Source organism: Flexithrix dorotheae DSM 6795 (genome assembly GCF_000379765.1).
Classification (GTDB): domain Bacteria; phylum Bacteroidota; class Bacteroidia; order Cytophagales; family Flammeovirgaceae; genus Flexithrix; species Flexithrix dorotheae.
Genome location: NZ_KB903465.1, coordinates 347,837 through 360,469 on the forward strand (window position 1 = coordinate 347,837; position 12,633 = coordinate 360,469).

The following is a 12,633-nucleotide window of genomic DNA, read 5'->3' on the forward strand; positions in this document are numbered from 1 at the left end:
TTGATACTTTCAAGGAATTTTTTTGGTAAAAGCACCATTATCGGATATTATGAAATAAGGCATTTTTTTCTCCTTCATTTCACCAATCAATCGCTTCATTTTATAAACTTTATTAGAAGAATCAATAATTATTTTCCGACAATTAATCTGTTGGATTTCGCGAAAATCAGTAACACTTTGTTTACTGATGATTAAAAAATCCACCTCTGTTTGGAGAGGTTGGGCAGGCTTTTTTCTTAGGTTTAAAAAGGTGAAACCATTCCAGACAAACAACAAATTGCCATCAACTTTCTTCACCGGGAAGTATTGGTCAGATTCATCCAGATTTTGAAAAGCAATTTCTTCTCTACCCGACACACCTTTATTCCAAAAATGATGATCAATATGAAACCTAACCTTTTCCCTGTCATTCAATAGACTGCTATCAGCCAAAAGAAAGGCTTTTTCTCCTTCAAAAAAGGCAAATGCTGATTGGCCATTTACTTTATAGATGGTAAAAAACTGCTGATTATTTTGTGCGATATTTTCCAAAACCTGAAAACCGGAAAAACTCATAAAAATTAAAAAAGCAAAAATGAGGTAATTGAATTTCCGCATACTGAACAGCAAAATTAGGCTGACGATTACCCCATAAATCATCCAGGTTTCTGTAATGGAAATATCAATTCCCTGTAAAAGGGAATAAGGCAAGTCTTCAATATAAAAAACAAATTCGTTCAATATCCAGATAATCCATTTGAGACAAATCCCTACTAGTCCGGCAAGAAAAGAAGAAAAAGACAGGACCAAAAGTAAAAGTCCACCATAAACGATAATGAGTGCTGCCGGAATAACAACCAGATTTGAAATGAGGAAGTAGTTGGGGAACTGATGAAAATAAAGCAATCCAACCGGAAAAGTGGCAATTTGGGCAGCAATAGAAACACAGGTAATTCCCCACACTTTATCCAGTAAATCATGATGAATCTCGAATAAACGATAAAGCTTGGGTTGTAAATAAACAATACCAAACACGGCCAGATAGGAAAGCTGAAACCCCACTTCCAACAACAAATAAGGATTCCAGCACAACAATACAAAAGCCGACAAAGCCAGGGTATTATAAATATTGGACTGCCTGTTGATCACCCTGGCCAGGACTACAAATGAAAACATAGTGACAGCCCTAAGCACCGATGGAGAAAGACCGGTAATAAACGCATAGGCCCATAGAAACCAAAGAGCTAAAATTCCGAATAACCATCTGCCATTTTTCCGTTTCAGTAAACGTCCAAAAAACATAACCAAAACCTGATAAATAATCCCCACATGCAAGCCGGAAACAGCTAAAACATGCATGGCTCCGGCACTGGAATAAGCATTTTTGATTTCATTGTCTAAACCATCCTTTACACCAAGCACCAAAGCCGAAGCAATATGGTATTCTTTTTCCCCTTCAATATATTGCTTGAAAATGCCAGCACAAGCTTTCCTTGCCTTATAGGAATATTCCAATAAAAAGTTGGGAGAAGAATCACCAGTTTTCACAAATCTCCCGGCTTTTAAAAAATGTTGGTGGTAAATGTGGTGAAAACTTAAATACCTTTTGTAGTTAAATTCATTGGGATTGGCTGGTGGTGAAACTTCCTGAGGATTGCCCGAAACCAAAATTTCTTCCCCATAATTCAGGTTTGTACTATCCGATTTGGAAACATAAACCAGTACCTTACCCAAAGCCTCCTGCCAGCCATTTGCCGTTTTCACTGCTTTCACCTGGAGTGCAAACTTTTGGGAATTGGGCTTTTCCTGAATATCTGAGGTAATAATTCCCTGATAATGTGTAATCTTTTCCTTCAAATTTGCAAGATGATTTGGTGTGTAAACCGGGCTATTGTGAAGGGTAATCAGGTAACCAAACAGAAATAGAATAACCGAACCATTAAGTCCAAAGAGTAAATTCAACTTTCCTTTCAGCTTATTTCTGAAAAAATAGGACAATATGTAAATCAATACAAATCCCGAAAAAATCAGATATGGCCGGGGAATTTCAACATCTGTATGGATAAAAAACAGAATGCCGGTAATCAGGAAAAAAGTAAACCTGATGAAAACAAAAGGAATCCAGCGAAACATATAGTATCAAAAAAATGGTGATTTATTAGCAGCATTACTCAAAAACTGCTATTTTATTTCGCATTCAACGGAATGATTGCATAATCATTATCAAATTCCTGAAATTTAGGGATACAATAGTAGAAAAACACAACTAGTTTTAGGCAAAATTATATTATTTGAATTACACTACTCTATTTATGAAATACCTCCTGACTATAACTATTATTTACTTAATCACACTCAACCTAAAGGCTCAATCAATTTTTGGGACATATCAATACTACCCTTCTGAGATACAATTATCAGACGATTCCACTTACAGCTATACACTTTGGGAGAGAGATGAAAGTCAATTTTACGATAATGGAAAATTTACCGTAAAAGAACAAACCATCATATTTGAAAGTGAGCATTTTAAAGATGAAAGTCGGTATGTAAGCTTTGGACATTTAATGGTTTCCACCCAAAACCCGGAAGATAAAGGAGTTTGTTTAAAAATCAGGAATCACACCAAAAAAACACTTCATAAAGTGATAGTGAAAATTGGGGAGACCATTACCTTCTTTTATGAAGATGAAATCCCCATAAAAGAATCCATTATTTTAAATTTCCCAATTTCTGATCAACAAAAATTCACTGATATCACCATTGTATTAGATGATTTTCAAACAATACAGAAATACAAAGCCAATTTAGAAGCATTTAAAAATAAAACAACAGATGGATTAATCACTGTAATCACAGTTTCTAATACAAACAAAAGCGGACTAAATATTCCTTCCAACCTAAATGGTATGGAAATGCTGATAGATGGAAAAAAACTCAAAACCCAGGATACTTATATTAATCCACCATTTTTTACTAAGGTTTCTGAATAGTAGTACTTTTGGTTAAAAAAATTCACAGCTAATGAATTGACTGGTTCAAGCATCCTTCCCTGTTTTCGGTACTCCCAAAATTCATCAATACACTGAAATCACTTTAAAACACAACCGAATACCTGCCTTATATTTTAGGGAGAAACAACTTTTTAATTCCTCCCTTTATTAGCATTTGATTTAAACCTGTTTGGCCTTTTCTTAAACTTTCTATTTCCTGATTTTGGCTGATGTGATCGCTGTTGAGGCCGCCCGTTATTTTCCCTGGGTGGTGGTGGAGTTGCACTCATTTCAAATCCTTCCACCATATCAGTGGGTAATTTTAATCCCAATAAGCGTTCAATTCCCCGCACATAATCCTGTTCGTCATGGCAAACCAGAGAGATGGCCTCACCGCTGGCTCCAGCCCTACCCGTTCGGCCTATTCTATGGACATAATCTTCCGGCACGTTGGGCAATTCATAATTCACCACATGAGGAAGCAGGGGAATATCCAGTCCTCTGGCCGCTATATCCGTGGCAACCAAAACCCGTACTTTTCCCCGTTTAAATCCATCGAGCGCTTTGGTTCTGGCATTTTGCGTTTTGTTTCCATGAATAGCGGCTGAAGTAATCCCTTTTTTGCTTAATTTTTCGCTCAGTCGATTAGCCCCATGCTTAGTTCTGGTAAAAATCAACACCTGTTGCCAGTCCCCTTCCGAAATTAATTTAATAATCAGAGGCGTTTTCCGGTTTTTATCCACCTTATAAATTTTCTGGATCACCATCTCGGCAGTGGAATTTTCGGGTGTAGCCTCTACAGTTGCAGGATGATTCAAAATACCATTTGCCAGCTTTTTGATCTCTTTGGAAAAAGTGGCCGAAAAAAGCAGATTTTGCCTTTTTTCAGGCATCAGACTCAGGATTTTTTTAATATCCCGAAGAAATCCCATATCCAGCATTCTATCGGCTTCATCTAATACCAGCATCTCTATATTTGCCAGTGAAAATATCTTTTGGCTGTGTAAATCTAGTAATCTTCCCGGAGTGGCAATTAAAATATCCACTCCTTTTCTCAGTGCCGTAATTTGAGGATTAGGATTAACTCCTCCAAAAATTACCGTAGATCGAATATCCAGGAACAAACTATAATCTCTTACATTTTCCTGAACCTGGGCGGCTAATTCCCGTGTGGGGGTTAGCACAAGTGCCCTGATAGGTCTTTTCCGAAGACGGGGTCCCTGATCTAAAATCTGGAGCATGGGCAAGGTAAAACCTGCAGTTTTCCCAGTTCCTGTTTGGGCTGAAGCTAAAACATCTTTTCCTTCTAAAATCAGTGGAATCGCTTTTTCCTGAATTGGAGACGGGGTTTTATATCCTTTTTTGCTTACTGCTTTCAGTAAGGATTCTGATAATCCAAGTGTGTTAAATGACATATAAGTTATTTATAGGCCAGTGTCTATTATTTCCGTTATGTTTTACTCGGACACCGGCACTTAAAAGAAATTCAAAGTCTATCATTTCCTGATAGTTCCCTTAAATGGCGTTAGTAGATGTCTTTCCTGGTTTTAAAGCAGGAAAACCATCCAATTATGTTTTTTTTGTAGTAATAAAAGTTTTGAAAGTTCCACTACTCAACCATCCTTTGCCATTTTGGAATGAAAGGCAAAGATACATTGAATTTTTGCTATTCCCGCCATCCATTTAAAGAATCGCTCCAAGCTGCTTTATTCGCCATTCACTGCAAAGTGGACAATCCGGCAAGCATATCCCTTACTTTTTGGATTTTTAATCCGGGCTGTTTTGATCACCAGTTTGTGCTTTTTCTTTTCATCCAGATCGCCATCCAATAAATATAACCAGGGCAAATGCAAAGATTCACTCCATTGGGTAAACTGATCCAGCGGGCCATATTTTTTACCATCAATTTTATAATCTATCATGCCCACATCCATTCCGGCAATTACAAAAATCCCAACTGCCTTGCCTCTAAATTTAAATTTCAACTTCGCTCCCTTTTTTTTGGCTACCAGCATGGGCACTTCTACAAACCCGGGTCTGGTTTGTTCCCCTTCAGGCGCCTTCCAGCTTTTCACTTTCCTAAACTTAAATCCGGTACGGGCTTTTTTTATGGGAACAAGCCTTCCATTTACATAGGAGTTGGGATCAAGAAGTTCTTCAGGAACAGTTTTAGGGTGAATTTGATAGGCACTCCTGTCATTTTTAAACTCATGTTCGAATAATACTTTTATGGAATTGGTATAAATCTGATGGCCAAAAGGCGCAGGATGTGTGCCTCCAAATTTTTCCCAGTTAAACTCCTTATTATCTATCCTTTCCGTAACTTCCCTTGCCAGGTTAATGGAAGTCACCTGATAATGCTCTGCCACTTTTTCATGATTGATAATTTCCTCAGGCGTCTTCCCGCTTCTGATGTCCTCCATCAAAGGTTCAAAAACAAAATAGAGCATTACAATATCCATAGCGGGGTTCGCCAGTCTTGCCTGTCGGATAATGCCCTCCATTCCCCTAATTTCCTCCTGGGAAGTTCTTCCATTTGTCCGGTCATTTACCGTGGCCTCCTCAAAAAGTAAATCTACTGTTCCATGGGCAAGCACATCTCTGGAAAACCGGAAAGCTCCCGGGGTTGATCCGGTGGAAGGGATACCGGCATCAATAAAATCGAACTCGGTTTCCGGAAATCTTTCCTGAAGATATTTACAGACCATTTCCCGCCATCCATTCATATGGGTAATGGAACCACCAAGAAAAACTACCCTGCCTTTTTTTTCTTTTTCAAATTTGGTAAAGCAATTCTGTAGGCTTCCTCTTAAGTTTATATAAGTATTTTCAGGAAAATCCGGAAGTGTTTGTAATTGGGAAAAGGAAAGTTGGGAGGTTAAAATAAACAGACTAATCAATAGGTATTTTGTCATTAAAGAATATTTAATTTTTCAGAAAATGTAAAAGATATTTTTATAATTTATCCTGCTTTCCTCAATTAAAATTGGTTTGAATGCTGCCACATATCGATTGGCCTTATACTTCAAAACCAAACAAGTGGTAAAAGAGGAGGCACAAACAGGAAAACCACAAATGTACTTCACCATCCCTGGGATTTTAGGTTTAGGTCGTTTTCTAATAGCTTTGCAGCACACTGTTTTAAAGAAAAAAATAAAACATGAATTTCCTGTATTATACAAAAAGTTTTGGTTTTAATGCGCTTCCGGTCTTTTTTTTTAAGTGGAATTATCATCGGCTTATAAATTATGGGAGGGAATGCGATCAACAAGAACTTCAATACAGATTGAATTACTATTTTAAGCAAAACAAAAATTTTGAAATCCCGGAAGCTGCTCAGGCTATAAAAAATTTCAAAAAGACAAATAGTACCACCTATTTCCTCGACTTAAAAGAATTTTTGCATTACTTTACCGCTGATACTAGGTTTGCCTACCAGTTTGGAGATGAAACACATATTAATCCATATCCTACACTTTTTAAAGCCAGGCCCATTACTGGCGACAATGCAAATTCGGTTTTGTTTAAACTGAACAAAAGAAGGCATTTCAAATGGGTAAATGATCCTTATTCCTATGGTGAAAAGAAAGATATTTTGGTATGGCGTGGAGGCGCTTACCACGAATTGCGTAGATCTTTTGTTGAAAAATTCTGGAACCACCCACTCTGCAACGTAGGACAAACCAATAAACCAAAAGAAAATGTCCCCTGGCAAAAAGACTTTTTATCAATTAAGGCACAACTCCAATACAAGTTTATTTTTTGCCCGGAAGGTAACGATGTAGCAACAAACCTGAAGTGGGTCATGTCATCCAATTCCCTATGTTTAATGCCTAAACCAAAATTTGAAACCTGGTTTATGGAAGGTACTTTAAAACCTAATGAACATTATGTAGAGATAAAAAATGACTATTCAGATTTGGAGGATAAAATTATTTATTATTCCCGTCATCATGAAGAAGCCAATAGGATTATTAAAAATGCCAATAATTACACAAATCGCTTTAAAAATAAAAATATGGAAGATTTACTTTGCCTCAAAGTTTTAGAAAAATATGCCTTTCAAAGTGGGCAAATAAATGCCTTGAAATTTTCAAACTAAAAGCCAAAAAGATGATCAGGGTTCATTCCCATAATTACGGCACAAAAAACTTAATCAAATGACATGTGATATTTGAAAAAATAAGGAAATGATTTACCCCCCAATATCTATCCAAGTAGCTTTCGATTTGCCACAAAGTTCATGATTACTATTGTAAATCGCAGTGCCACAAAAATGTTTTTTACCCTCACTTTCTAATTTCCAGCTAATCACCACACAAGTTTCGCCTATTGGTACCTCTCTCTCTATTTCAGCAGTCATTCTTCCCAACACCAGTGTTTTAGGCTGCTTACCCATAATAGCAAAAGCTCCGGGACAATCCATGGCTGCCCATAAAAATTCATTTTTAACCGTGCCTTCATCATTTGAAAGAGATTTATCCGGAATCCAGGGGGAAGCATATACACTTCTACCTTCCACCTTTCCGGCAAATACATTTAAACCATCTCCGGAGGCTCTTTGTGGTCCACATACAAAACAGGATGGAAAAGGGTGTTTTTCCTGAAACCCAATATAGTTTTTACTGGAAGCCTTTGCTTCTTCCCATTCAACTGAGTCGGGAATATCTACATCTACCACTCCGGGTTTTGCCACCGCTACAAGGATTTCTTCATTCATTAAATTGGATTCACCAGGCTTTCCATAAAGCTGCAGCGCAACTTCCAATGGAGGAGGTTTCCTTAAAGTTACCTCCGAAACAAAATCGGTGTGATTATCAATAAGACCACAGACATAGCCTCCATTACCAGAATTGGGGGGACCGCAAAAACGTTTTGAGATTTCTAGGATTTCCATTGCATAGAATTGACTGCATTTCTAAAATTCAGCTCAATAAAATAAAGTGGGATTCAGGGATAAATCAAATAAAAACCGATCTGATTTCACTCCCTGATTTTCCTTATAAAGATACGGTTTCCCTTCAGTATCTACCATGGGGATATGATAATTTTTTGCAGGATTCCATTTTTCCGGCCAAAAATACAAATCATGCATCACCTTGTTTTGCAAAAAATTCCTGACATGCTCCGAATCAATACCAATATTCATCCTGCCTTGTTGTGCATAAGGAAAAACATGCTCTACCTGGAGACTAAGCAAACCATTGGAATATTCCCCATATTCAGCATGTGTTAAATCAGTATACCCAAATCGGGCAAAAGTATTGTCCTCCACTTTTATCGCCTTGCCAGAATCCGAATTACCCGTCCAAAAAGTAGCATTAATTCCAATTCTGGTATGGTCATTCCTATAGGCAATCAAAATTCCGGAAGTTCGGTACCGGTCTGAACCCGGAGTACCCAAAATATCATTTTCATGGTAAACCTCTACCTGATCGAGCTGGATACCCACTGTTCCAGTCCTTTGATTGGTGCTTAATTGATCGAGATAAACATTAAAACTGTAGCCTATGCTGTATTTTTTACCAGTCTGATTACTTACTGAATTGAGAAAAGGATTCTGAATTTGATCGTAATTTCCAAATGCATATACTGCACCTATATTAAATTGACCTTCATGCCCTTTTCCCGATGGCCCTAACTGTCTGAAAGTAAAAAACCAACGGGTTTGGGCATTCACCTGGAAAAAATCGTGATAATAATATCCGGTAAGGAACAGGCCTGCTCTTTGGAAATGCGTACCCAAATTGAAGGAAATTCCGGCTGCTCCACCAAATCCCTCCTTACTATAACCCAAACTTTCCTGGCCAAAAACGGGGTAACAGGCCCCAAACCATAGTGAGACCAAAATTCCAAGTATGGAAATTTGAGAAAATTTAAACATAAAAAACCGGAATCCTTTTCAAAAAGACTTTTGATACCAAATCTATGGAAATTCAATTAAGTCTGCAGGAAAAAAATTCCGGTTTAAGCTGTGGAGAAAAAGTTGACTTTATAAGTACGAACATGGAGGATTTACCGCCTTCATATGGATTTGAGTATCCAGCTTCCAGTCCTCCTCCATTTTTAAAACCAACTCTTCTTTATTCGCTTTTTTCACAAATAAAAACTTCACTTTATCAACTCCACTATAGTTTAATATAATTTTTTGTTCTCCTTCATTATACATCCAGGTTCCTTTGTAAACCTTTCCTTCTTCTACCCGCTCAAAGGTCATGTTAAACCTTAAGACCAACTGGTCATTTTCCTCCACCGCGGTAGCAGGAACTACCTGACCTAAAACCTTGGAGCTTTCATACTTCCAGTTCTTACTAAGCATGCAAACACTTACCTGAGCAAACAATGTTTGGGAGGAAAGAAATAGGAATAAAGCGGGTAATAAAAATTTTCGAGTTTTCATGGAGTAACTGTTTCTCTAAATATCAAAATGCTAGTCGTATAGTAACAGTTATTGTAACCGATTATTATGGAATATTGCCTTAGTTGGAGTGCCTGATTCTGGGTGGCAAAGCTAATACAAATTCCTCTTAATTAATTATATTGGTTTCGGTTTTTTGCTGGTGAAAACCTGGTTAAAAGCCTGTGTAAATTTGTTGCTTTTTAAAATCTTCTATGGTAAGGATGTATGAAGTTAATCAATAGTTGCATCAACTGATAAAAAAAATTAAATTTTAACACTGAATTAACTTATTCAGGATGGTACAGGATGCAATTCTGATAAATTTCCAACTTTTTTGAAGGTAAGATTGAAAATCTAAAAGCTCCATTTCCAGACGAATGAAGAATAAGGAAAGGGGTAAATTTCAGAAAAAAATTCATTCAAAATCGGGGCAGATTTTAAGTGCCAGATAGTCGCTCCCTTATCAAAAACATAAAAAAATGAGAGTAGAAAAATCAGTTATTCAGGAATATAATAACCCACTTCAAAATCAACAGCAAAAAAAGTTTGATTTCCTTGCAGAGGAGTTGGAAAGTGCTGGTAAAAATGTTAACCAGATTGTACAAAAACTGGCTGACTTTCAGGTGGCTATTCCAAGCTGGGCTTTGGGTACAGGAGGCACAAGATTTGGCCGATTCCCTGGAGGTGGAGAGCCCGGTAGTCTTGAAGAGAAAATAGCTGATGTGGGATTATTGCATGCGCTTAACAGGTCGAGTGGAGCGATTTCCCTACATATTCCATGGGATATTCCCGAAGATGCCAATGCCATAAAAGCACTTGCCGATTCATATGACCTTAAATTTGATGCGGTTAATTCAAATACTTTTCAGGACCAAAAGGATCAAAAAAACTCTTATAAATTTGGTTCCCTTTGCCATGTAGATAAGGCCGTAAGGCAGGAAGCTATTGACCATAATATTGAGGTAATAAAATATGGAAAGGCATTGGGCTCTGAAGCTTTAACCGTTTGGCTTGCAGATGGTTCCAGTTTCCCCGGACAAAATAATTTTAAACAGGTTTTCCAAAACACCCTTCATTCCCTACAAGAAGTTTATCAGGAATTACCTGATGAATGGAAAATGTTTGTGGAATACAAGCCTTTCGAGCCTAATTTTTATTCCATGGTGATTCCCGATTGGGGAACATCCCATTTGCTGGCCAGCAAATTAGGGGAAAAAGCCCTGTGTCTGGTAGATTTAGGCCATCATTTACCGAATACAAACATAGAACAAATTGTAGCCATTCTGATGATGGAAGGCAAACTTGGAGGTTTCCACTTCAACGATTCCAAATTTGCTGATGATGATTTAACTGTGGGTTGTATTAAACCATACCAGCTTTTCCTCATATTCAAAGAATTAGTAGAAGGTATGGAAGATCCAAATTCCATTAACCCTCCTCTGGCCTGGATGATTGACGCAAGTCATAATTTAAAAGATCCTTTGGAAGATTTACTACAATCAGTAGAAGCCATTAAAATTGCTTATGCGCAGGCTCTTTTGGTGGATAAACAAGAACTGGCTGTTGCCCAACAGGAGAATGATGTGGTAAAAGCCCAGGAAATTTTACAAAATGCCTACAGGACGGATGTAAGGCCGCTATTGGCGGCTTCAAGAATTCAGGCTGGAGCAGCCATTGATCCTGTAGGAGTTTACAGAAAATTAAAAGTAAGAGAAGAATTGGTAAAAGAAAGAGGCAGTTTTTCTATGGCTACTGGTCTGTAAGTACCTGTATTCCATACCGGGTACTATTTTAAATTACAGCATTTTATCCATAGGTAAATTACATTGAAATTTGAAAATGAAAGAAAAGGTAACAGCCATTTTTGATATTGGGAAAACCAATAAAAAATTAATGATTTTCAACCAGGAATTGGAAGTGCTCCACAGTGAGGAGGTCCAGTTTGAGGAAATTACCGATGAAGACGGTGATGATTGTGAAGATGTAGAAAAATTGGAAAAATGGTTGCTTTCCTCCTTTCAGCAGGCCCTGGAAAATGGGAAATGGGATATTACTGCGGTAAATGTGGCTACTTATGGGGCTAGTTTTGTAAATGTGGATGAAAATGGCAAAGCAGTAACCCCACTTTACAATTACCTAAAACCTTTTCCAGAAGAGCTCAAGGCAGAATTTTATAAAAAATACGGACCTCAGCAAAGCTTTTGCACGACCACAGCTTCTCCGGATTTGGGGATGTTAAATTCAGGTCTGCAGCTTTATTGGTTGAAGCATAGAAAGCCCAAGCTTTTCGAAAAAATTAAATATTCGCTTCACCTACCTCAGTATTGTGCATTTTTACTTTCGGGTAAAAAAATAGCAGAAATGACTTCCATCGGCTGTCATACTTATTTGTGGGATTTTGAAAAAGGTGATTACCATAAATGGGTAAGCGAAGAAGGAATTGCGGCTAAATTCCCTGACATTCAACCTTCAGATTCATTTATTGAAATTGAGGGGAAAGACCATCCTATAAAATGCGGAATTGGTGTGCATGATAGTTCGGCCGCCTTAATTCCCTATTTAATGAACTGCCCCGATCCTTTTGTACTTTTATCCACAGGCACCTGGAGTATTGCTTTCAATCCATTTAGCGAAGAAAACCTGACTGAGGACCATTTGGCAAAAGACTGCCTGAACTATATCAATTATAAGGGAGGGACGGTAAAGGCAGCCAGGTTATTTTTAGGAAATGAACATGAATTCCAAACAGATCGATTGGCCAGACATTTCCAAAAACCCGATGATTATTTTAAAACCGTGGAATACGACCGGGATATTTTCAACAAACTGGCAGAAGAAAATAATCATTACAAAAAATTCTTTCCGGAAACCATGAAAGGCACAGGCCCTTTTCCGCAGGAAATCAGGGGGACTGTCAATCTTGATCTTTTCGATAATTATGAAGAAGCTTACCATCAGTTGATGCTGGATTTGGCTTATCTTCAGAGTATTTCAATTGATTTGGCTATTGGAAAAACCGATATTAAAAAAATGTTTTTTAGCGGTGGTTTTCATAGTAATAAGTTATTCGTGAAACTGCTATGTGCCAAGTACCCTGATATAGAATTTTATAGTGCTTCAGTAAGTAAGGCCACCGCCTTGGGGGCAGCACTTTTAATTAATAAAAATCACAAAGAAAATTTAAGCTTCAAGTTCGATTTACACTTAACTGACAAAAGTTTGAATATTGGAGCCTATCGTCTTTTTGAGTAATCAGCATAG

At 37.6% G+C, this 12,633-nt stretch carries 10 protein-coding genes; 4 read left to right on the forward strand and 6 right to left on the reverse strand.

The window, feature by feature from the left end; translation table 11 throughout:
* Positions 1 to 9 precede the first annotated feature (9 nt).
* On the reverse strand, positions 10 to 2,112 hold the full coding sequence (locus A3EM_RS46365; RefSeq protein WP_020531642.1) for a ComEC/Rec2 family competence protein: 2,103 nt from the start codon (positions 2,110 to 2,112) through the stop codon (positions 10 to 12).
* A 179-nt stretch (positions 2,113 to 2,291) separates the two neighbouring features.
* Here A3EM_RS46365 and A3EM_RS0128370 point away from each other — a divergent pair, with 179 nt between their 5' ends.
* Positions 2,292 to 2,972: a hypothetical protein gene (locus A3EM_RS0128370; protein WP_020531643.1), complete on the forward strand. Its 681-nt coding sequence runs from the start codon at positions 2,292 to 2,294 to the stop codon at positions 2,970 to 2,972.
* Between the two features lie 152 nt (positions 2,973 to 3,124).
* Here A3EM_RS0128370 and A3EM_RS0128375 read toward each other — a convergent pair whose 3' ends face one another.
* Positions 3,125 to 4,387 (reverse strand): DEAD/DEAH box helicase, encoded by a 1,263-nt coding sequence (locus A3EM_RS0128375; RefSeq protein ID WP_020531644.1) that lies wholly within the window; start codon positions 4,385 to 4,387, stop codon positions 3,125 to 3,127.
* Positions 4,388 to 4,678: 291 nt separating this feature from the next.
* Positions 4,679 to 5,887, reverse strand: a complete 1,209-nt coding sequence (locus tag A3EM_RS43880) for an SGNH/GDSL hydrolase family protein (protein WP_020531646.1) — start codon at positions 5,885 to 5,887, stop codon at positions 4,679 to 4,681.
* Between the two features lie 245 nt (positions 5,888 to 6,132).
* Here A3EM_RS43880 and A3EM_RS0128395 point away from each other — a divergent pair, with 245 nt between their 5' ends.
* The gene (locus tag A3EM_RS0128395) at positions 6,133 to 7,074 is read left to right on the forward strand and encodes a glycosyl transferase family 90 (RefSeq protein ID WP_020531648.1); all 942 of its coding nucleotides are present in this window, start codon (positions 6,133 to 6,135) and stop codon (positions 7,072 to 7,074) included.
* 93 nt (positions 7,075 to 7,167) lie between these two features.
* Here the strand turns inward: A3EM_RS0128395 and A3EM_RS0128400 are convergent, their stop codons facing one another.
* From A3EM_RS0128400 to A3EM_RS0128410, 3 genes are all read right to left on the reverse strand, one after another.
* Positions 7,168 to 7,869 carry a hypothetical protein gene (locus A3EM_RS0128400; RefSeq protein ID WP_020531649.1) on the reverse strand — a complete coding sequence of 234 codons (702 nt, stop codon included), beginning with the start codon at positions 7,867 to 7,869 and terminating at the stop codon, positions 7,168 to 7,170.
* Positions 7,870 to 7,902: 33 nt separating this feature from the next.
* On the reverse strand, positions 7,903 to 8,856 hold the full coding sequence (locus tag A3EM_RS0128405) for a polymorphic toxin type 23 domain-containing protein (RefSeq protein WP_020531650.1): 954 nt from the start codon (positions 8,854 to 8,856) through the stop codon (positions 7,903 to 7,905).
* Between the two features lie 108 nt (positions 8,857 to 8,964).
* Positions 8,965 to 9,372, reverse strand: a complete 408-nt coding sequence (locus A3EM_RS0128410; RefSeq protein ID WP_020531651.1) for a hypothetical protein — start codon at positions 9,370 to 9,372, stop codon at positions 8,965 to 8,967.
* 479 nt (positions 9,373 to 9,851) lie between these two features.
* On the opposite strand from A3EM_RS0128410, the gene A3EM_RS0128420 reads away from it, so the two are divergent.
* Positions 9,852 to 11,135: a sugar isomerase gene (locus tag A3EM_RS0128420; protein ID WP_020531653.1), complete on the forward strand. Its 1,284-nt coding sequence runs from the start codon at positions 9,852 to 9,854 to the stop codon at positions 11,133 to 11,135.
* A gap of 76 nt (positions 11,136 to 11,211) precedes the next feature.
* Positions 11,212 to 12,624 (forward strand): FGGY-family carbohydrate kinase, encoded by a 1,413-nt coding sequence (locus A3EM_RS43885; RefSeq protein WP_020531654.1) that lies wholly within the window; start codon positions 11,212 to 11,214, stop codon positions 12,622 to 12,624.
* Positions 12,625 to 12,633 lie beyond the last annotated feature (9 nt).

Bases quoted from the DNA above. Each gene is read 5' to 3' on its own strand.
- A3EM_RS43885 (WP_020531654.1), top strand. From the start codon at position 11,212: ATGAAAGAAAAGGTAACAGCCATTTTTGATATTGGGAAAACCAATAAA.
- A3EM_RS0128375 (WP_020531644.1), bottom strand. From the start codon at position 4,387: ATGTCATTTAACACACTTGGATTATCAGAATCCTTACTGAAAGCAGTA.
- A3EM_RS43880 (WP_020531646.1), bottom strand. From the start codon at position 5,887: ATGACAAAATACCTATTGATTAGTCTGTTTATTTTAACCTCCCAACTT.
- A3EM_RS0128395 (WP_020531648.1), top strand. From the start codon at position 6,133: ATGAATTTCCTGTATTATACAAAAAGTTTTGGTTTTAATGCGCTTCCG.
- A3EM_RS0128410 (WP_020531651.1), bottom strand. From the start codon at position 9,372: ATGAAAACTCGAAAATTTTTATTACCCGCTTTATTCCTATTTCTTTCC.
- A3EM_RS46365 (WP_020531642.1), bottom strand. From the start codon at position 2,112: ATGTTTCGCTGGATTCCTTTTGTTTTCATCAGGTTTACTTTTTTCCTG.
- A3EM_RS0128400 (WP_020531649.1), bottom strand. From the start codon at position 7,869: ATGGAAATCCTAGAAATCTCAAAACGTTTTTGCGGTCCCCCCAATTCT.
- A3EM_RS0128405 (WP_020531650.1), bottom strand. From the start codon at position 8,856: ATGTTTAAATTTTCTCAAATTTCCATACTTGGAATTTTGGTCTCACTA.
- A3EM_RS0128420 (WP_020531653.1), top strand. From the start codon at position 9,852: ATGAGAGTAGAAAAATCAGTTATTCAGGAATATAATAACCCACTTCAA.
- A3EM_RS0128370 (WP_020531643.1), top strand. From the start codon at position 2,292: ATGAAATACCTCCTGACTATAACTATTATTTACTTAATCACACTCAAC.